Origin of the sequence: Enterobacter sp. YSU (assembly GCF_016082135.1) — a bacterium.
Classification (GTDB): Bacteria; Pseudomonadota; Gammaproteobacteria; order Enterobacterales; family Enterobacteriaceae; genus Enterobacter; species Enterobacter hormaechei_C.
The window spans coordinates 2,168,438-2,186,816 of record NZ_CP059487.1 but is presented as its reverse complement, the minus strand read 5'-3'; the positions used below and the strand labels follow the sequence as shown (position 1 = coordinate 2,186,816).

General features: G+C 52.8%; 17 protein-coding genes, 1 tRNA gene and 1 rRNA gene. 16 read left to right on the top strand and 3 right to left on the bottom strand.

Features of this window, described 5'->3' with window-relative positions:
• The first annotated feature begins 62 nt into the window (after positions 1-62).
• The 13 genes from msrP to H2Z33_RS10560 all read left to right on the top strand — a co-directional run bounded on the left by msrP (position 63) and on the right by H2Z33_RS10560 (position 11,943).
• Entirely contained in the window at positions 63-1,064 is a 1,002-nt protein-coding gene (gene msrP, locus H2Z33_RS10620; RefSeq protein WP_015572016.1) for a protein-methionine-sulfoxide reductase catalytic subunit MsrP, read from the top strand.
• Positions 1,065-1,664 (top strand): protein-methionine-sulfoxide reductase heme-binding subunit MsrQ, encoded by a 600-nt coding sequence (gene msrQ / locus H2Z33_RS10615; protein ID WP_003860393.1) that lies wholly within the window; start codon positions 1,065-1,067, stop codon positions 1,662-1,664. It begins immediately after the preceding gene.
• 234 nt (positions 1,665-1,898) lie between these two features.
• Positions 1,899-2,351: a type II 3-dehydroquinate dehydratase gene (gene aroQ, locus H2Z33_RS10610; protein ID WP_003860391.1), complete on the top strand. Its 453-nt coding sequence runs from the start codon at positions 1,899-1,901 to the stop codon at positions 2,349-2,351.
• A 21-nt stretch (positions 2,352-2,372) separates the two neighbouring features.
• A complete protein-coding gene (gene accB, locus H2Z33_RS10605) occupies positions 2,373-2,837 on the top strand; it encodes an acetyl-CoA carboxylase biotin carboxyl carrier protein (RefSeq protein WP_015572018.1) in 465 nt (154 codons plus the stop codon).
• 10 nt (positions 2,838-2,847) lie between these two features.
• Positions 2,848-4,197: an acetyl-CoA carboxylase biotin carboxylase subunit gene (accC, locus tag H2Z33_RS10600; protein WP_033487770.1), complete on the top strand. Its 1,350-nt coding sequence runs from the start codon at positions 2,848-2,850 to the stop codon at positions 4,195-4,197.
• A 108-nt stretch (positions 4,198-4,305) separates the two neighbouring features.
• On the top strand, positions 4,306-4,548 hold the full coding sequence (locus tag H2Z33_RS10595) for a YhdT family protein (RefSeq protein WP_003860385.1): 243 nt from the start codon (positions 4,306-4,308) through the stop codon (positions 4,546-4,548).
• Positions 4,538-5,989 (top strand): sodium/pantothenate symporter, encoded by a 1,452-nt coding sequence (panF, locus tag H2Z33_RS10590; RefSeq protein WP_032669089.1) that lies wholly within the window; start codon positions 4,538-4,540, stop codon positions 5,987-5,989. The genes H2Z33_RS10595 and panF overlap by 11 nt, the downstream gene beginning before the upstream one ends.
• Before the next feature lie 11 nt (positions 5,990-6,000).
• Positions 6,001-6,882, top strand: coding sequence for a 50S ribosomal protein L11 methyltransferase (gene prmA, locus H2Z33_RS10585; protein WP_015572021.1), 882 nt, complete (start codon positions 6,001-6,003; stop codon positions 6,880-6,882).
• A 137-nt stretch (positions 6,883-7,019) separates the two neighbouring features.
• Positions 7,020-7,760, top strand: a complete 741-nt coding sequence (locus tag H2Z33_RS10580) for a carbonic anhydrase (RefSeq protein WP_017382702.1) — start codon at positions 7,020-7,022, stop codon at positions 7,758-7,760.
• A 330-nt stretch (positions 7,761-8,090) separates the two neighbouring features.
• The gene (dusB, locus tag H2Z33_RS10575) at positions 8,091-9,056 is read left to right on the top strand and encodes a tRNA dihydrouridine synthase DusB (RefSeq protein ID WP_063135417.1); all 966 of its coding nucleotides are present in this window, start codon (positions 8,091-8,093) and stop codon (positions 9,054-9,056) included.
• A 23-nt stretch (positions 9,057-9,079) separates the two neighbouring features.
• A complete protein-coding gene (fis, locus tag H2Z33_RS10570) occupies positions 9,080-9,376 on the top strand; it encodes a DNA-binding transcriptional regulator Fis (protein ID WP_000462905.1) in 297 nt (98 codons plus the stop codon).
• A 178-nt stretch (positions 9,377-9,554) separates the two neighbouring features.
• The gene (locus H2Z33_RS10565; protein WP_003860373.1) at positions 9,555-9,719 is read left to right on the top strand and encodes a DUF2556 family protein; all 165 of its coding nucleotides are present in this window, start codon (positions 9,555-9,557) and stop codon (positions 9,717-9,719) included.
• A gap of 139 nt (positions 9,720-9,858) precedes the next feature.
• Positions 9,859-11,943, top strand: a complete 2,085-nt coding sequence (locus H2Z33_RS10560; RefSeq protein WP_063135418.1) for a putative bifunctional diguanylate cyclase/phosphodiesterase — start codon at positions 9,859-9,861, stop codon at positions 11,941-11,943.
• Here the strand turns inward: H2Z33_RS10560 and envR are convergent.
• A complete protein-coding gene (envR, locus tag H2Z33_RS10555; RefSeq protein WP_023295515.1) occupies positions 11,938-12,585 on the bottom strand; it encodes an acrEF/envCD operon transcriptional regulator in 648 nt (215 codons plus the stop codon). The genes H2Z33_RS10560 and envR overlap by 6 nt on opposite strands.
• Before the next feature lie 396 nt (positions 12,586-12,981).
• Here envR and H2Z33_RS10550 point away from each other — a divergent pair, with 396 nt between their 5' ends.
• From H2Z33_RS10550 to H2Z33_RS10540, 3 genes are all read left to right on the top strand, one after another.
• Positions 12,982-14,121 (top strand): efflux RND transporter periplasmic adaptor subunit, encoded by a 1,140-nt coding sequence (locus H2Z33_RS10550; protein ID WP_015572026.1) that lies wholly within the window; start codon positions 12,982-12,984, stop codon positions 14,119-14,121.
• 11 nt (positions 14,122-14,132) lie between these two features.
• The gene (locus tag H2Z33_RS10545; RefSeq protein ID WP_063135419.1) at positions 14,133-17,246 is read left to right on the top strand and encodes an efflux RND transporter permease subunit; all 3,114 of its coding nucleotides are present in this window, start codon (positions 14,133-14,135) and stop codon (positions 17,244-17,246) included.
• Positions 17,247-17,494: 248 nt separating this feature from the next.
• Positions 17,495-17,716, top strand: coding sequence for a lipoprotein (locus H2Z33_RS10540; protein WP_003860364.1), 222 nt, complete (start codon positions 17,495-17,497; stop codon positions 17,714-17,716).
• Between the two features lie 335 nt (positions 17,717-18,051).
• On the opposite strand, the gene rrf is transcribed toward H2Z33_RS10540, so the two are convergent.
• Positions 18,052-18,167 (bottom strand): 5S ribosomal RNA (rrf, locus tag H2Z33_RS10535).
• Positions 18,168-18,210: 43 nt separating this feature from the next.
• Positions 18,211-18,286: transfer RNA gene (locus H2Z33_RS10530), tRNA-Thr, on the bottom strand.
• Positions 18,287-18,379: the final 93 nt, after the last annotated feature.

Below are 18,379 nucleotides of genomic sequence, written 5' to 3'. Positions count from 1 at the left end.
GACATATTCGCGCTAACCCTCCTCCTCCGTCATGCTTAGAAAAACGCCTGACGGAGGATGCCATGAAAACCCGAAAACTGACGGAAGCCGACGTAACGTCTGAATCTGTCTTTATGCTACAGCGCCGCCAGATCCTGAAAATGCTTGGCATCAGCGCCACCGCCCTGACGCTCACCCCTGCGGCCCATGCCGATCTGCTCGACTGGTTTAAGGGCAACGATCGCCCGAAAGCCCCCTCCGGCGCACCGCTTAACTTCACCAAACCGGCGCAGTGGCAGAATAAACTGGCGCTGACGCCGGAAGATAAAGTCACCGGCTATAACAACTTCTATGAGTTTGGTCTCGATAAGGCCGATCCTGCCGCCAACGCCGGGAGCATGAAAACCGATCCCTGGACGCTGAAGATAGATGGCGAGGTGGCAAAACCGCTGACGCTGGATCATCATGACCTCACCACCCGCTTCCCACTTGAAGAACGCATTTACCGTATGCGCTGTGTGGAAGCCTGGTCGATGGTGGTGCCGTGGGTAGGTTTCCCTTTGCATAAACTGCTGGCGCTGGTTGAGCCCACCAGCAACGCGAAGTATGTTTCCTTCCAGACGCGCTACGCCCCGGACGAGATGCCAGGCCAGAAGGATCGGTTTATCGGCGGCGGGCTGGAGTATCCCTACGTTGAAGGTTTACGTCTCGACGAAGCCATGCATCCGCTTACGCTGCTTACCGTTGGGGTTTACGGCAAAGCGCTGCCGCCGCAAAACGGGGCGCCCATTCGCCTGACCGTACCGTGGAAATACGGTTTCAAGGGCATCAAATCGATCGTCAGCATTAAGCTCACCCGTGAACGCCCCCCCACCACCTGGAACCTGGCAGCGCCTGACGAGTATGGTTTTTTTGCCAATGTTAACCCGCACGTTGACCATCCGCGCTGGTCGCAGGCGACGGAACGTTTTATCGGCTCCGGCGGCGCGCTGGATGTTAAACGCCAGCCAACGCTGCTGTTTAACGGCTATGCGGATGAGGTGGCATCCCTCTACCGTGGGCTGAATTTACGGGAGAACTTCTAAGTGCGTTTAACGGCAAAGCAGATAACCTGGCTGAAGGTACTCCTGCATTTAGCCGGATTGCTCCCCTTTATATGGCTCTTCTGGGCAGCCAGCCAGGGACAGTTCAGTGCCGATCCGGCGAAAGATATTCAGCATTTTACGGGTCGGATGGCTCTGAAATTTTTGCTGGCGACCTTGCTCGTCTCACCGCTGGCGCGCTACGCTAAACAGCCATTATTGATACGCACCCGTCGGCTTTTAGGGCTATGGTGTTTTGCCTGGGCGACGCTGCATCTCACCAGCTACGCCCTGCTGGAACTGGGCATTAACAACCTGGCACTCCTTGGCAGCGAACTGGTGACGCGTCCCTATCTGACGCTGGGTATCGTAAGCTGGCTGGTTTTACTGGCGCTGACGCTGACATCCACGCAGTATGCGCAGCGAAAACTGGGTCGACGCTGGCAACTGCTGCACAACTTCGTCTATCTTGTCGCGATCCTCGCCCCGATTCATTACCTGTGGTCGGTGAAGATTTTATCCCCTCAGCCGGTCATCTACGCGCTGCTGGCCCTGGCCCTTTTAGCGTGGCGTTACAAGAAGTTCCGCCAGTGGTTGCGATAGTTCACGAAACTGTGCGTTTTCCCGCAGATTATTTATCAACCGCGAATCTTTTTCGGATAGCGGTTGATAATCTTCCCTGATAAGACCAGTATTTAGCTGCCAAATGCTACGAAATCGTTATAATGTGCGACTTCGGTTTTCCGGACAGGGGTTTTAGGCCTCTGAAAGGGTGACAATTGCGCTTTGAGGGTATATGTTGTTTTTTACCCGAAAATCGCAGGAGATAGCGGCACAATGGCTGACAAATTCCAAATTTTAGTATTGAACGGTCCGAACCTGAACATGCTCGGCACCCGTGAGCCAGAGAAGTACGGCACGCTGACATTGAGCGAAATTGTTAACCGTCTGAGTACGGAAGCAGCCTCGCTGAATGTGGATTTGGACCATTTTCAGTCAAACGCGGAGTACGCAATCATCGACCGTATTCATCAGGCTAAAGACACTGTGGACTATATCCTGATCAATCCGGCCGCGTTTACGCACACCAGTGTTGCTATACGCGACGCACTGCTCGCGGTGAGTATCCCGTTTATCGAGATCCACCTGAGTAACGTGCACGCCCGAGAGCCGTTCCGCCACCATTCCTACCTGTCAGATATCGCCGCTGGCGTGATTTGTGGGCTGGGTGCAGACGGCTATTCATACGCTTTACAGACAGCGGTAAAACGCTTGTCACAATCACACTAAACAAGAGTACGGAACCCACTCATGGATATTCGTAAGATTAAAAAACTGATCGAGCTGGTTGAAGAATCAGGCATCTCCGAACTGGAAATTTCTGAAGGCGAAGAGTCTGTACGCATCAGCCGTGCAGCCCCGGCCGCTAGCTTCCCGGTAATGCAGCAAGCTTACGCTGCGCCAGTGCAGCAGCCTGCGCTCTCCGCAGCCGTTGCGCCAGTGGCAGCAGAAGCGGCACCTGCGGCTGCAACAGAAATCAGTGGTCACATCGTACGTTCCCCAATGGTTGGTACTTTCTACCGCACCCCGAGCCCGGACGCGAAGGCGTTCATCGAAGTGGGTCAGAAAGTCAACGTAGGCGATACCCTGTGCATCGTTGAAGCCATGAAAATGATGAACCAGATCGAAGCAGACAAATCAGGTACTGTGAAAGCGATCCTGGTCGAAAGTGGTCAGCCGGTAGAATTTGACGAGCCGCTGGTCGTCATCGAGTAACGAGGCGAACATGCTGGATAAAATTGTTATCGCCAACCGTGGCGAGATTGCACTGCGTATTCTTCGTGCCTGTAAAGAACTGGGCATCAAGACCGTGGCCGTGCACTCAAGCGCGGATCGCGATTTAAAACACGTATTGCTGGCGGATGAGACGGTCTGTATCGGTCCGGCTGCGTCCGTAAAAAGCTATCTGAACATCCCGGCGATCATCAGCGCCGCCGAAATCACTGGCGCGGTCGCGATTCACCCGGGTTATGGTTTCCTCTCTGAGAACGCCAACTTTGCTGAGCAGGTTGAACGCTCTGGCTTTATCTTCATTGGCCCGAAAGCCGACACCATTCGCCTGATGGGTGACAAAGTGTCTGCCATCACCGCGATGAAAAAAGCCGGCGTGCCAACCGTACCGGGCTCTGACGGCCCGCTGACCGACGATATGGATGCTAACCGCGCCCATGCTAAACGCATTGGCTATCCGGTGATCATCAAAGCGTCCGGCGGCGGCGGCGGTCGCGGTATGCGCGTTGTACGCAGCGATGCTGAACTGGCGCAGTCCATCTCCATGACCAAAGCGGAAGCGAAAGCGGCTTTCAGTAATGACATGGTGTACATGGAAAAATACCTGGAAAACCCACGCCACATCGAAATTCAGGTGCTGGCTGACGGTCAGGGTAACGCGATCTATCTGGCAGAACGTGACTGCTCCATGCAGCGTCGTCACCAGAAAGTGGTCGAAGAAGCGCCAGCGCCGGGCATTACGCCTGAACTGCGTCGCTACATCGGTGAGCGTTGCGCCAAAGCGTGTGTCGATATCGGCTATCGCGGGGCGGGTACTTTCGAGTTCCTGTTCGAAAACGGCGAGTTCTATTTCATCGAGATGAACACCCGTATTCAGGTTGAACACCCGGTTACCGAAATGATCACCGGCGTTGACCTGATCAAAGAACAGCTGCGTATCGCAGCCGGTCAGCCGCTGTCCATCAAACAGGAAGAAGTTGTGGTTAAAGGCCATGCGGTAGAGTGCCGTATCAACGCCGAAGACCCGAACACCTTCCTGCCAAGCCCGGGTAAAATCACGCGTTTCCACGCGCCGGGTGGCTTTGGTGTGCGCTGGGAGTCCCATATCTACGCCGGTTACACCGTACCGCCGTACTATGACTCAATGATTGGTAAGCTGATCTGCTACGGCGAAAACCGTGACGTGGCCATTGCCCGCATGAAGAACGCCCTTCAGGAGCTGATCATCGACGGGATCAAAACCAACGTTGATCTCCAGATGCGCATTATGAGCGACGAGCACTTCCAGAATGGTGGGACTAACATCCACTACCTGGAGAAAAAACTCGGTCTGAACGAGAAGTAAGAGACCAGTGTTGCTAAAAGGCCGGATTATCCGGCCTTTTTTATTTCTGGGGATCGCTAAGCCCCATCATGTACAATCCCCGCTTTCTTCATCCACAAGGGACAAAAAATGGACAAACGTTTTGTTCAGGCCCATAAAGAAGCGCGCTGGGCGCTGTGGCTGACCCTTCTCTATCTCGCCGCGTGGTTAGTAACTGCTTACTTACCTGATTCGGCGATTGGCATTACCGGCCTCCCGCACTGGTTTGAAATGGCCTGCCTGCTGCTGCCGCTGGTGTTTATCCTGCTGTGCTGGGCGATGGTGAAATTCATCTATCGCGATATTTCACTGGAGGACGATGATGCAGCTTGAAGTCATTCTGCCCCTTATCGCTTACCTGTTCCTGGTGTTTGGCCTGTCGGTTTATGCGATGCGTAAACGTTCGACCGGCACCTTTCTGAACGAGTATTTCCTCGGGAGCCGCTCTATGGGTGGCGTCGTGCTGGCCATGACGCTGACCGCCACGTACATCAGCGCCAGCTCGTTTATCGGTGGCCCCGGCGCCGCTTATAAGTACGGGCTGGGCTGGGTACTGCTGGCCATGATCCAGCTGCCTGCCATCTGGCTCTCTCTGGGCATACTGGGTAAAAAGTTTGCCATTCTGGCCCGTCGCTACAATGCCGTAACGCTGAACGATATGCTGTTTGCCCGCTATCAGAGTCGCTTGCTGGTATGGCTGGCAAGCCTGAGTCTGCTGGTGGCGTTTATTGGCGCAATGACGGTGCAGTTTATCGGCGGGGCGCGACTGCTGGAGACGGCAGCCGGGATCCCCTATGAGACGGGCCTGGTCATTTTCGGTGTGAGTATCGCGCTGTATACCGCATTTGGCGGGTTCCGCGCCAGCGTACTCAACGACACGATGCAGGGGATGGTGATGCTCATTGGCACCCTCGTTCTGCTGGTAGGTATCGTGCATGCCGCAGGAGGCCTGAGTCATGCGGTTGAAACCCTGGAAGCGATCGATCCGAAACTGGTCTCGCCGCAGGGGGCGGATGACATCCTCTCTCCAACCTTTATGACCTCGTTCTGGGTACTGGTGTGCTTTGGCGTGATTGGCCTGCCGCATACCGCCGTGCGCTGCATCTCATATAAAGACAGCAAAGCGGTGCACCGCGGGATCATTATCGGGACAATTGTGGTGGCGATCCTGATGTTCGGTATGCACCTGGCGGGTGCGCTGGGACGCGCGGTGATCCCTGACCTTACCGTACCGGATCTGGTCATTCCAACCCTGATGGTGAAAGTGCTTCCGCCGTTTGCCGCCGGGATTTTCCTCGCCGCACCCATGGCGGCCATTATGTCGACCATCAACGCTCAGTTGCTGCAAAGTTCCGCTACGATCATTAAAGATCTCTATCTGAATTTGCGCCCTGAACAGGTCGAAAATGAGCGACGCCTCAAGCGCATGTCGGCGGTGATTACCCTGGTGCTGGGGGCGTTGCTGCTGCTGGCCGCGTGGCGTCCACCGGAGATGATCATCTGGTTGAACCTGCTCGCCTTTGGTGGGCTGGAGGCCGTTTTCCTGTGGCCGCTGGTGCTGGGGCTGTACTGGGAACGCGCGAATGCCGCGGGTGCATTAAGCGGCATGATTGTCGGGGGCGTCCTGTATGCTGTTCTCGCCACGTTTAAAATTCAGTATCTGGGCTTCCATCCGATCGTGCCTTCGTTACTGTTAAGTTTACTGGCGTTTGTGGTGGGAAACCGTTTTGGTCGACCGGTGCCACAAACTGTCCTGATTTCTACTGACAAATAAAGAGTTTTGCCATGCCGTGGATCCAATTAAAACTGAACACAACCGGCGCGAACGCCGAAGAACTGAGTGATGCGCTGATGGAGGCAGGTTCGGTCTCTATCACCTTCCAGGACACGCATGACACGCCGGTCTTTGAGCCGCTGCCGGGCGAAACGCGCCTGTGGGGTGATACGGACGTTATCGGCCTGTTCGATGCAGAAACCGACATGAAAGAGGTCGTGGCGATTCTGGAAAACCATCCGCTGCTGGGCGTGGGTTTCGCGCATAAAATTGAACAGCTGGAAGACAAAGACTGGGAACGCGAGTGGATGGACAACTTCCATCCGATGCAGTTTGGTCAGCGTCTGTGGATCTGCCCAAGCTGGCGTGAAGTTCCCGATAAAAACGCCGTCAACGTGATGCTGGATCCGGGTCTGGCGTTCGGCACCGGCACCCACCCGACAACCTCCCTGTGCCTGCAATGGCTGGATGGCTTGGATCTGGAAGGCAAAACCGTGATCGACTTCGGTTGCGGATCCGGGATCCTTGCTATCGCGGCGCTGAAACTGGGCGCGGCAAAAGCCATCGGGATCGACATCGATCCGCAGGCGATTCAGGCCAGCCGTGATAACGCCGAGCGTAATGGCGTTTCCGATCGCCTTGAACTGTATTTGCCCGATGCACAGCCAGAGGCGATGAAAGCCGATGTTGTGGTCGCGAATATCCTGGCTGGCCCGTTACGCGAGCTGGCGCCGTTAATCAGCGTGCTGCCGGTTGAAGGCGGTCTGCTGGGCCTGTCCGGTATCCTTGCCAGCCAGGCAGACAGCGTCTGTGAAGCCTACGCCGATCTCTTCGCGCTCGACCCGGTGGTCGAGAAAGAAGAGTGGTGTCGCATCACCGGCCGTAAAAAATAAGCGTTTGGCGTGGTCGTCTGACCACGCCTTTTCCCTTCGGTTTTTTCTCCCGCCTTCTTCCTTTCTTCGATAAAATAACCGCACAAATCATAATGTTAATCATTGATTTGGATAATAAAATTCACAGGAAGAATATGATGAAACACATTTCAGGCAAGGCAGCGCTGCTGGCGCTGAGCATGATTTCGGCTACGGCTTACGCATCACACTGGAGTTATCAGGGAGAAGGCGCACCGGAACACTGGGGCGAACTGGACGAGGCGTACAAGACGTGTAAAAGCGGAATGTATCAGTCGCCGGTCAACATAGATAACACGGTCAAAGCCCACATCTCTCCGCTGGAAACGCACTATATCGACGGCCCGGTCATTCTGACAAACAACGGCCATACTATCCAGGCAAGTGAAAATGCCGATACACGCGACAGCATCACGCTTGATAAACAGCGCTGGACGTTACAGCAGTTCCATTTCCATGCGCCATCCGAAAACACGGTGCACGGTAAAAAATACGCAATGGAAATGCATCTGGTCCATAAAAACGCTGACGGCGAACTGACGGTCGTTGCCGTTATGTTCGATCAGGGCGCGGCAAACACTGAACTGGATAAACTCTGGGGCGTGATGCCTGGACAGGTTGACCAGAACGTCACGATTAAGCCAACCCTCGATATGAATAAATTACTGCCCACGGATAAAACCTACTGGCGTTTTAGCGGCTCTCTGACCACGCCACCATGTTCAGAAGGGGTGACATGGCTGGTGCTCAAGCACCCGCTGACCGTCTCTGCTGAACAGCTGCAAAAATTCACTCACACCATGCACCATGAAAACAGCCGCCCGGTTCAACCGCTTCATGGCCGTCTGGTTGTTGAATAAGTCGATTTTTTTACGCTGATATCCTGTGCTGAAATGCGACGCAGATCGCAAAGAAGCGCCATAATCTGCTGCTTATAGCAGCAGATTATCCCGGACAATTGATTCATTTATTCAGAAATGATGAGAAGTTACGGGAAATTGTAAGCGCCCACAAAATGTTCATTTATTCATAACACAATGATTTAAATAGCGAATAATCTTATCCAAAAAGAATGACTGGCGATTCCTTGATCTACAACAGAGGATTGTTCAAAGTTTGGCCTTTCATCTCGTGCAAAAAATGCGTAATATACGCCGCCTTGCAGTCACAGTATGGTCATTTCTTAACTCATGCGCATCGGACACCACCAGCTCAGAAATCGCCTGATCGCAGCCCCAATGGCAGGTATTACCGACCGGCCGTTCAGGACGCTGTGTTACGAGATGGGAGCAGGCCTGACCGTTTCCGAGATGATGTCGTCTAACCCGCAGGTTTGGGAAAGCGATAAGTCCCGCCTACGGATGGTGCACATTGATGAACCAGGTATCCGCACCGTGCAAATTGCCGGAAGCGTGCCTGAAGAGATGGCAGATGCCGCGCGTATTAACGTGGAAAGTGGCGCCCAGATTATTGATATCAATATGGGTTGCCCGGCCAAAAAGGTGAATCGCAAGCTTGCAGGTTCAGCCCTTCTGCAATACCCCGACCAGGTGAAGTCAATCCTGACGGCGGTTGTCAGCGCAGTGGACGTTCCTGTTACGTTGAAGATTCGCACGGGTTGGTCGCCGGAACACCGTAACTGCGTAGAGATTGCCCAACTGGCCGAAGACTGTGGCATTCAGGCCCTGACCATACATGGACGCACTCGCGCCTGTTTGTTCAACGGTGAAGCTGAATACGACAGCATTCGGGCAGTTAAGCAGAAAGTTTCCATTCCGGTTATCGCGAATGGCGACGTTACTGACCCGCTTAAAGCCAGAGCTGTGCTCGACTATACGGGAGCTGATGCTCTGATGATAGGACGTGCCGCTCAGGGAAGACCCTGGATCTTTCGGGAAATCCAGCATTATCTGGACACTGGGGAGCTGCTTGCCCCACTGCCTCTGGCAGAGGTTAAGCGCTTGCTTTGTTCGCATGTTCGGGAACTGCATGACCACTACGGCCAGGCAAAAGGGTACCGAATTGCGCGTAAACACGTCTCCTGGTATCTCCAGGAGCACGCTCCAAATGACCAGTTTCGGCGCACATTCAACGCCATTGAGGATGCCAGCGAACAGCTGGAGGCGTTGGAGGCATACTTCGAAAATCTTGCGTAATGAAATAAAGAGCTGACAGAACTATGTTCGAACAACGCGTAAATTCTGACGTACTGACCGTTTCTACCGTTAACTCTCAGGATCAGGTGACTCAAAAGCCCCTGCGTGACTCGGTTAAACAGGCACTGAAGAACTATTTTGCTCAACTGAACGGTCAGGATGTTAATGACCTGTATGAGCTGGTACTGGCTGAAGTTGAACAGCCACTGTTGGACATGGTGATGCAATACACCCGTGGTAATCAAACCCGCGCTGCCCTGATGATGGGCATCAACCGTGGTACCCTGCGTAAGAAACTGAAAAAATACGGCATGAACTAATTTCGATTAGCTAACTGCTTGTTTAAAAAGGCGCTCTTCGGCATGGGGAAGCGCCTTTTTTATCGTCCGGACGGGCAACCGTCAATGCTTTGTAAACCTTCTCTTTCCCCACTTTTCAACGCCCGCTTTTCGTGTATATTTCCAGCAACTTACAGGCTCTCTTTTCACGGAATGACACATGATTCGTAAATACTGGTGGCTGGTCGTTTTTGCTGTCTCTGTTTTCATTTTTGATGCGCTGCTGATGCAGTGGATTGAACTGATGAGCACCGAAACCGATAAATGTCGCAATATGAATTCCGTGAACCCGCTTAAACTGGTCAACTGCTCAGAGCTGGACTAACCGCTTCCATCCTGTCCCCCCCTGTTATCACTCAATAAAAACAGGGACTTAAATCACTTTTCGTCATTTCCTGACGATGATAATGTCTGTGCCCTTTCCAACCGCTCTTGCTTAACGTCTCACAACGAGTGAACAGACCATGCTGGTTAGCCAATACAACCAAATCCTCGTAGTCATCTCCTTTGTTGTTGCCATTCTTGCCGCCTATACCGCGCTGAATATGGCTGCGCGCGTTGCCGGAAGCCAGGGCATCGCTGCACGCGTCTGGCTGGCAGGTGGCGGTGTTTCGATGGGGATTGGCGTGTGGGCGATGCATTTCATCGGTATGCTGGCGATGGATCTTTCCATGAGCATGAGTTACAACGCGGCCCTGACCGTGCTTTCGATGGTTATCGCCATCAGCTCGTCAATGTTTGCCCTGTGGCTCGTTAGCGGCGAGCAGCTACGTTTGCGCCGGCTGCTGCCTGGCGCCGTCGTGATGGGAACGGGCATTGTTGCCATGCACTACACTGGTATGGCAGCCCTGGAGGTCACACCGGGTATTGTCTGGGATAAAACTTGGGTGGCTATCTCTGGGGTCATTGCCCTTGCCGCTTCACTGGCCGCTCTTTGGCTGACGTTCCGTTTACGTCAGGAAGCCGCACGAATGGCGTTGATGCGGCTGGGGGCGGCGATCACCATGGGCATCGCTATCGCTGGCATGCATTACGCCGGCATGGAAGCAGCACAATTTCCAATGTCGACGATGGTCCACCATCATGGCATTAACGGGAGCTGGCTGGCGATACTGGTTAGCGTGGTCGCGCTCGCTATTCTGGGGATTACGCTGCTGGTGTCGATGTTCGATGCCCGCCTTCAGGCTCGTACCTCGCTGCTGGCCTCATCACTGGCAGAAGCTAATCGTGAACTCGCACAGCTGGCGTTACATGATACGCTGACGCGATTACCCAATCGTATTCTGCTTGAGGATCGCCTCGATCAGGCCATCAGCAAGGCCGATCGCGAAGGAAGCCCTTTCGCGCTGATGTTTATGGATCTTGATGGCTTTAAAACCGTCAACGATGCCTATGGTCATGATGTCGGTGACAAGCTTCTGGTTGCGGTGACTCAGCGTTTGCTGTTGCAGTTGAAAGGTCAGTATACGCTGGCGCGTATCGGTGGGGATGAATTCGTCCTGCTGGCCGAAACCGCCACTCCGGATGATGCTGCCTCACTGGCAAATTCACTGGTGCGCGTCATTGATAGCCCGTTCCATCTCGATCCTTATGAACTGATGGTCACCCTGAGCATTGGCATTGCGCTCTATCCACACGATGGCAAAACCGATCGTGAACTGATGTTTAACGCTGATGCTGCGATGTACCACACGAAACATATGGGTCGTAACGGCTATCACTTCTTCCAGCCGTCAATGAATACGCTGGCGCAGACGCATCTTCAGCTGATGAATGATCTGTGGCAAGCCATCGACCGTAATGAGTTACGCCTGCTTTATCAACCTAAATTCCACGCTCCTGCCGGGCCAGTCCTCGGGTTCGAAGCGCTGTTACGCTGGCAGCATCCCAAACAGGGGTTACTCCCACCCGATCTTTTTCTACCGCTGGCAGAGAAAACGGGGCTGATTATTCCGATTGGAAACTGGGTAATCGACGAGGCCTGCCGCCAGCTGCATGAATGGCATCTTCAGGGCCACACGGACTGGTCAATGGCGGTGAATCTTTCTACATTGCAGTTCGAACAGCCGTCGCTGGTTAAAACAGTTCTCGATTGTCTGACGCGCCATAGCGTACCACCCGGCATGTTGATCCTGGAGGTGACCGAAACCACGGCAATGAACAATCCGGACGAAAGCGTGCGTGTCCTGACAGCGCTGACGGATGCGGGAGTAAAAGCCTCGATAGACGATTTTGGCACCGGTTACTCAAGCCTTCTGTATCTTAAGCGACTTCCCGCCTGCGAGTTGAAAATCGATCGTGCTTTTGTGAAAGAGTTAAGTGGTGAGAGCGAAGATGCGACGATTGTCTCGGCGATTGTCGCCCTGGCAAAAACGCTGAATCTGAAGGTCGTGGCGGAAGGGGTCGAAACCGCAGCGCAGCAAACCTTTCTGACAGAACTGGGATGCAATACGCTACAGGGTTACCTGCTGGGCAAACCGATTACCGCGCAAGCTATTATGGAACAGTGCCAGCACGGGGAGATGTCGCTACCCCGGACGCGGTCATGAGGCTGTATCGTAAACCACTGGCGCCACTCGGGTGATATTTAGTGTCGCCAGAATATTATCCACCAGCGCCGGTGCTTGTTTGTACAGATTAAAATTGTTGCTATCCATTAACCAGTTTTTAATGACACCGCTAAAAAAGGCGTGGAAAACAATCAGCGCCAGTTCAATATTGGTTTGCGAAGAGATAACGTTACGAGCAATGCATCGCTTTAGCGTCTTGCGAAGATAATCATCGTTTAAACCGATCCGCTTGCGTATTTCACATTCTGAAATCACATCGTCATGAAATTCACACTTATGATACAAAATTTGTAAAAGCGCATATTGCCGCGGCTCGCTCGCAATATATTGCAGTGCGACAATAAATTGTTCACGAAGCATTAACAAAGGGTCGTCATTTTCGGAAAGTATTAACCTGTCACGAATCATCTCACGCATCGGCAATTGCTGATCCCATATTGCATTAAATATTTCCGCTTTACTCGAGAAATGCCAGTAAACCGCCCCGCGAGTGAGTTGAGCAGCATCGGCGATGTCGGTAAGCGTGGTGCTGGACACGCCACGCGTCGCGAATAGCCCGATAGCGGCTTCAATCAGCTGCTGGCGGGTCTTTTGAGCCTCTTCTTTTTTTTTGCGCACCATAACCTGCTACTCATTACTCATAAAATTGATACGTTATCAAAGGATATTGCCGTGGTCGTGTAGTCAAAGTATTAACCAAAACCCGTGTTAATTTTGCACAAAAAAAGTCAATTCATTTAATTTATAATTCACGTGAATAAATCGAATACATAAAATTCATAAAATATATGAATAGCATTCACCGAAAACATTTCGTTGATTATCCTGACAGAAAAAGAATACCGAATACACTGTGTCAGATTCCGATTTTTACTTTTAAAAGCTCCATCAGCACTTATAAATTAAAAAACATTAAACACCCTCATTATTATACGCGGCTACATTTCTATTTTTTGCCTCACACCCTTTCACCGATTCATGGCAAATATCGGCTCAAGGGTAGTTTAAGGAACAGTAATGACGAATCACTTCAGATGCTTACCCTTATCCGGTTTCATTGTCTGTGCCGCGCTGCTCACCGGGTGCGATGGGCAAGAAAACCCACAGCAGCATGCGCAAGCTCCTCAGGTCAGTGTTCATATTGTTAAAAGCGCGCCACTGGCCGTAACGACAGAATTGCCCGGCAGAACTGACGCGTATCGTGTTGCGGAGGTTCGTCCTCAGGTAAGTGGTATCATTCTGCACCGTAATTTTACCGAAGGCAGCGACGTTAAAGCGGGTGAATCCCTTTATCAAATCGATCCGGCCACCTATCAGGCAGCCTACGACAATGCGAAAGGTGAACTGGTAAAAGCACAGGCGGCGGCGAATATCGCCCATCTGACGGTGAAACGTTACGTTCCGCTGGTTGGTACGCAATATGTGAGCAAGCAGGAGTACGATCAGGCGGTGGCAACTGCCCAGCAGGCGGATGCGAGCGTGGTTGCCGCGAAGGCTGGCGTTGAAAGCGCGCGGATCAACCTGGCCTATACGAAAGTCACATCCCCAATCAACGGGCGTATAGGTAAATCCAGCGTCACCGAAGGGGCGTTAGTCACTAATGGCCAGGCAACTGCACTGGCGACGGTTCAGCAACTCGATCCCATTTATGTCGATGTGACGCAATCCAGCAGCGATTTTATGCGCCTGAAGCAGCAGACGAGCCTGCAAAAGGGAGACACCAGCAGCGTCGAGTTGCTGATGGAAAATGGCCAGCCTTATCCGCTGAAAGGAACGCTCCAGTTCTCTGATGTCACGGTAGATGAAAGTACCGGCTCAATCACCCTTCGCGCCCTCTTCCCTAACCCACAGCATATGCTGTTACCGGGTATGTTTGTCCGTGCGCGCATCGATGAAGGTACGCAACCTGATGCCATACTGGTTCCCCAGCAGGGAGTAACCCGTACACCACGCGGAGATGCCACCGTGCTTGTGGTAAATGAGAAAAACCAGGTGGAATCACGCACTGTCGTTGCACCGCAGGCGATTGGCGATCGCTGGCTGATCACGGAAGGCCTCAAAAACGGCGACCGCGTCATTATCAGCGGCCTGCAAAAAGTTCGCCCTGGCGTCACCGTCGTGGCTATTCCTGATACCGCAGCGACTCCAGCCAGTTAAGGAATAACGACATGGCTAATTTCTTTATTCAACGGCCTGTTTTCGCCTGGGTACTCGCCATCATTCTGATGATTGCGGGCGGGCTGGCCATTTTAAAACTACCGGTCGCGCAATATCCGACCATTGCGCCGCCGGCGGTTGCGGTGACAGCAACCTACCCGGGCGCTGATGCCCAGACGGTACAGGACACCGTCACTCAGGTTATCGAACAGAACATGAACGGTATCGATAATTTGATGTACATGTCGTCCACCAGTGATTCCGCTGGTAACGTCACCATTACGCTGACGTTCGAGTCGGGTACAGATCCTGATATTGCGCAGGTGCAGGTTCAGAACAAACTCCAGCTCGCCATGCCGCTGCTGCCACAAGAAGTGCAGCAGCAGGGGATCGGCGTGGAGAAATCCAGCAGCAGCTTCCTGCTGGTTGCAGGCTTTGTGTCGGACAATAAAAACCTCACGCAGGATGATATCTCCGACTATGTCGCTTCTAATGTAAAAGATGCGATCAGCCGTACTTCCGGCGTCGGTGACGTGCAGCTGTTCGGTGCCCAGTATGCAATGCGCATCTGGCTGGACAGCAACGCGATGAACAAATATCAGCTCACGCCGCTGGATATCATTAACCAGCTAAAAACGCAGAACGACCAGATTGCTGCGGGCCAGTTGGGCGGAACACCGTCCGTACCTGGGCAGCAACTGAACGCCTCAATTATTGCTCAAACGCGTCTGAAATCGCCGGAGGAGTTTGGTCGTGTGACGCTGAAGGTGAACCAGGACGGTTCGATGGTCCACCTGAAAGATGTGGCCCGCATTGAGCTGGGTGGCGAAAACTACAACATGGTCACCAAAATCAATGGCCAGGCAGCAACGGGGCTGGGGATCAAGCTGGCGACTGGCGCAAACGCGCTGGATACCGCTGCCGCCATCAAGAGTAAACTGGCGCAGTTGCAGCCCTTCTTCCCTCAGAGCCTGAAAGTCGTGTATCCGTACGACACCACACCTTTCGTGAAGATCTCAATCCATGAAGTGGTGAAGACGCTGTTTGAAGCGATTGTTCTCGTGTTCCTGGTGATGTACTTGTTCCTGCAAAACCTGCGGGCAACGCTTATTCCGACTATCGCCGTGCCCGTGGTGTTACTGGGCACCTTTGCGGTACTGGCTGCGTGCGGGTTCTCCATTAACACCCTGACGATGTTCGGGATGGTATTGGCGATAGGTCTGCTCGTCGATGACGCCATCGTGGTGGTCGAGAACGTAGAACGCGTCATGGTTGAGGACAAGCTGCCGCCAAAAGAGGCGACGCAGAAGTCGATGGAGCAAATCCAGGGCGCCCTGGTGGGCATTGCCATGGTGCTTTCGGCGGTATTTATCCCGATGGCATTCTTTGGTGGTTCAACCGGGGCTATCTATCGCCAGTTCTCGCTGACCATTGTCTCCGCGATGGCCTTGTCGGTACTGGTGGCGTTGATATTAACGCCTGCTCTTTGTGCAACGCTGCTCAAACCGGTTTCCAGCGAACATCATGAAAAGAAAGGTGGTTTCTTCGGCTGGTTTAACGCGCTCTTTGATAAAAGTGTGGAGCATTACAGCAACAGCGTGAGCGGCATTTTACGTAAGACCGGCCGCTATCTGCTGGTTTACGTCGTCATCGTCGGCGGCATGGCAGTTCTGTTCCTGCGCCTGCCTTCCTCCTTCCTGCCGGAAGAGGATCAGGGGGTGTTTATGACGATGGTTCAGTTGCCGGCAGGGGCGACGCAAATGCGTACTCAGCAGGTACTCGATCAGGTTCAGGATTATTACCTGACGAAAGAGAAAGCGAACGTTGAATCGGTCTTTACCGTAAACGGTTTTAGCTTTAGCGGACAGGGGCAGAACTCCGGTATCGCTTTCGTCAGCCTGAAGCCATGGGAAGAACGTCCGGGCAAGGAAAACGGCGTTGAGGCGATTGTCAGCCGCGCGACGAAAGCGTTCAGCCAGATCAAAGACGGTCTTGTATTTCCGTTTAACCTGCCTGCCATTATTGAACTGGGTACCGCAACAGGCTTTGACTTTGAATTGATTGACCAGGCAAACCTGGGGCATACGCAGTTAACCCAGGCGCGTAACCAGCTGCTGGGCATGGTGAGAGAACATCCTGACTTACTGGTCCGCGTGCGTCCTAACGGACTGGAAGATACGCCACAGTTCAAGCTGGACGTCGATCAGGAGAAGGCACAGGCGCTGGGTGTGAGCGTGTCTGACGTCAATCAGACGATTTCAACAGCCCTGGGTGGCACCTATGTGAACGACTTTATCGATCACGGACGGGTAAAAAAAGTTTATGTCCAGGCTGATGCTCGCTTCCGTATGCTACCTGGAGACATTAACGGACTGTATGTGCGTAGCGCTAACGGCGAAATGGTGCCTTTCTCTGCCTTTAGCAGCTCTCACTGGGTGTACGGTTCACCACGTCTGGAACGTTACAATGGGATGCCGTCAATGGAGATCCTCGGTGAGTCTGCCCCTGGCAAAAGTACCGGTGAGGCAATGGCGTTGATGGAAAGCCTTGCGTCAAAACTGCCTTCCGGCATCGGCTACGACTGGACGGGGATGTCTTATCAGGAACGACTTTCCGGGAATCAGGCTCCGGCGCTGTACGCCATCTCACTGATTGTGGTGTTCCTGTGTCTGGCGGCCCTCTATGAAAGTTGGTCAATTCCCTTCTCGGTCATGCTGGTTGTGCCGCTGGGGGTGATCGGCGCGCTTCTGGCTGCATCAATGCGAGGGCTGAACAATGACGTTTACTTCCAGGTTGGTCTGCTTACGACAATTGGTTTATCAGCCAAGAACGCCATACTGATCGTTGAGTTCGCCAAGGATCTCATGGATAAAGAAGGCAAAGGGATTATCGAAGCCACGCTTGAAGCCTCGCGTATGCGTCTGCGTCCTATCCTGATGACTTCCCTGGCATTCATCCTTGGTGTTATGCCTCTGGTCATCAGCAGCGGTGCAGGTAGTGGGGCACAAAATGCGGTCGGGACGGGCGTGATGGGCGGGATGCTGTCAGCCACCCTGTTGGCCATTTTCTTTGTTCCTGTTTTCTTTGTGGTTGTCCGGAGACGGTTTACAAAGCACAAGGATTAATGAAAATCATAAAGGCACCTCTGGTGCCTTTTTTATTTCCTGAAAACAATGTAAAAATACATCCCCTCTTCACATTTCCTCCATTAATAATCAGTGCCCGCGCTTTTTTCTTCATAATTTTTACAATCCACACAAATTGAGATTATTCCCCGTGCTGCATGGTATTAGTGCGGTGGTAAAATAATCATCAGTTCGTTAATTGCTGTATCGGCTCTTTAGCGAATAAGCGATCATATTGAGGTAACATCATGAAAAGATTCCTTTCCGTTGCACTTCTCGCTGCGCTGCTTGCTGGTTGCGCGCACGACTCTCCATGTGTACCGGTATACGACGATCAGGGGCGACTGGTTCACACCAATACCTGTATGAAGGGCACTACCCAGGATAACTGGGAAACAGCAGGTGCGATTGCTGGTGGCGCCGCGGCAATCGCTGGCCTGACACTCGGTATTGTCGCCCTGACTAAATAAGGCTTCTAAAAGCGCGGCCATCGCCGCGCTTTTATTTTTCCCTGATATAAGGAACGTATATTCCTCATCACGAATAGCATCAGATATTAATTAAATTCAATACGCTACCTTACTCCCCGCTATACCCCATACCTGTACATAACATTTAATTGATTTAACGCTGCTGCGAGCCAGCATAATGCATTCCACAACTTCAGTTTCAGTAGGGTAAAACGCTTTAATACGTCCGTAAGGTATTAATGGCGACAGCAGGAATATCGAATGAGGGAATTGGTTTTGCTGGAGCAATAACGCAAAAAGGCCATCCTTTCGGATGGCCTTTCTACTTGTTTGATGTCTGGCAGTTCCCTACTCTCACATGGGGAGACCCCACACTACCATCGGCGCTACGGCGTTTCACTTCTGAGTTCGGCATGGGGTCAGGTGGGACCACCGCGCTAAAGCCGCCAGACAAATTCTTTTACTTCTTGCCGAACTTTAACCTAAGTATAAAGTGGTGCTGATACCCAGAGTCGAACTGGGGACCTCACCCTTACCAAGGGTGCGCTCTACCAACTGAGCCATATCAGCACGCTAAATTTGATGCCTGGCAGTTCCCTACTCTCACATGGGGAGACCCCACACTACCATCGGCGCTACGGCGTTTCACTTCTGAGTTCGGCA

What these genes read in the sequence shown, in the direction of transcription:
- H2Z33_RS10595 (WP_003860385.1), top strand. Translation starts at nt 4,306, where the DNA reads ATGGACAAACGTTTTGTTCAGGCCCATAAAGAAGCGCGCTGGGCGCTG.
- H2Z33_RS10565 (WP_003860373.1), top strand. Translation starts at nt 9,555, where the DNA reads ATGATTCGTAAATACTGGTGGCTGGTCGTTTTTGCTGTCTCTGTTTTC.
- H2Z33_RS10540 (WP_003860364.1), top strand. Translation starts at nt 17,495, where the DNA reads ATGAAAAGATTCCTTTCCGTTGCACTTCTCGCTGCGCTGCTTGCTGGT.
- H2Z33_RS10560 (WP_063135418.1), top strand. Translation starts at nt 9,859, where the DNA reads ATGCTGGTTAGCCAATACAACCAAATCCTCGTAGTCATCTCCTTTGTT.
- envR (WP_023295515.1), bottom strand. Translation starts at nt 12,585, where the DNA reads ATGGTGCGCAAAAAAAAAGAAGAGGCTCAAAAGACCCGCCAGCAGCTG.
- accB (WP_015572018.1), top strand. Translation starts at nt 2,373, where the DNA reads ATGGATATTCGTAAGATTAAAAAACTGATCGAGCTGGTTGAAGAATCA.
- H2Z33_RS10580 (WP_017382702.1), top strand. Translation starts at nt 7,020, where the DNA reads ATGAAACACATTTCAGGCAAGGCAGCGCTGCTGGCGCTGAGCATGATT.
- fis (WP_000462905.1), top strand. Translation starts at nt 9,080, where the DNA reads ATGTTCGAACAACGCGTAAATTCTGACGTACTGACCGTTTCTACCGTT.
- msrP (WP_015572016.1), top strand. Translation starts at nt 63, where the DNA reads ATGAAAACCCGAAAACTGACGGAAGCCGACGTAACGTCTGAATCTGTC.
- prmA (WP_015572021.1), top strand. Translation starts at nt 6,001, where the DNA reads ATGCCGTGGATCCAATTAAAACTGAACACAACCGGCGCGAACGCCGAA.
- dusB (WP_063135417.1), top strand. Translation starts at nt 8,091, where the DNA reads ATGCGCATCGGACACCACCAGCTCAGAAATCGCCTGATCGCAGCCCCA.
- accC (WP_033487770.1), top strand. Translation starts at nt 2,848, where the DNA reads ATGCTGGATAAAATTGTTATCGCCAACCGTGGCGAGATTGCACTGCGT.
- aroQ (WP_003860391.1), top strand. Translation starts at nt 1,899, where the DNA reads ATGGCTGACAAATTCCAAATTTTAGTATTGAACGGTCCGAACCTGAAC.
- panF (WP_032669089.1), top strand. Translation starts at nt 4,538, where the DNA reads ATGCAGCTTGAAGTCATTCTGCCCCTTATCGCTTACCTGTTCCTGGTG.
- H2Z33_RS10550 (WP_015572026.1), top strand. Translation starts at nt 12,982, where the DNA reads ATGACGAATCACTTCAGATGCTTACCCTTATCCGGTTTCATTGTCTGT.
- H2Z33_RS10545 (WP_063135419.1), top strand. Translation starts at nt 14,133, where the DNA reads ATGGCTAATTTCTTTATTCAACGGCCTGTTTTCGCCTGGGTACTCGCC.